This window comes from Actinokineospora guangxiensis (assembly GCF_042657845.1).
Taxonomy (GTDB): domain Bacteria; phylum Actinomycetota; class Actinomycetes; order Mycobacteriales; family Pseudonocardiaceae; genus Actinokineospora; species Actinokineospora guangxiensis.
The window spans coordinates 1-548 of record NZ_JBHSKF010000042.1 but is presented as its reverse complement, the minus strand read 5'-3'; the positions used below and the strand labels follow the sequence as shown (position 1 = coordinate 548).

Genomic DNA, 548 nt, shown 5'->3' with positions numbered 1-548 from the left:
ACGTTCTCGACCTGGCGCGGTGGCAGTTCGGTATCACCACCGTCTACCACTTCCTGATGGTGCCGCTCACCATCGGACTGTCCATCCTGGTCGCCGGGATGCAGACCGCGTGGGTGCGCACCGGCAACGCCAAGTATCTGAGGATGACCAAGTTCTGGGGCAAGCTGCTGCTGGTCAACTTCGCCATGGGTGTGGTCACCGGCATCGTGCAGGAGTTCCAGTTCGGGATGGCCTGGAGCGAGTACTCGCGGTTCGTCGGGGACGTGTTCGGGGCGCCGCTGGCGATGGAGGGGCTGGTCGCCTTCTTCGTGGAGTCCACGTTCCTGGGGCTGTGGATCTTCGGGTGGGACCGGCTGCCGAAGCGGGTGCACCTGGCCTGCGCGTGGGCGTTCAGCCTGGCGACGGTGGCATCGGCGTACTTCATCCTGGCCGCGAACTCGTGGATGCAGCACCCGGTCGGGGTGGCGCTGGTCGACGGGAAGCCGGTGCTGACCTCGATCTGGGCGGTGCTGACCAACAACACCGCGCTGGCGGCGATCCCGCACACC

At 66.4% G+C, this 548-nt stretch carries 1 protein-coding gene; it reads left to right on the top strand.

The annotated features are described in order from the left end of the window. Positions 1-548: cytochrome ubiquinol oxidase subunit I (locus tag ACFPM7_RS30365; RefSeq protein WP_378251285.1), on the top strand; the 548-nt coding region annotated here is incomplete at both ends.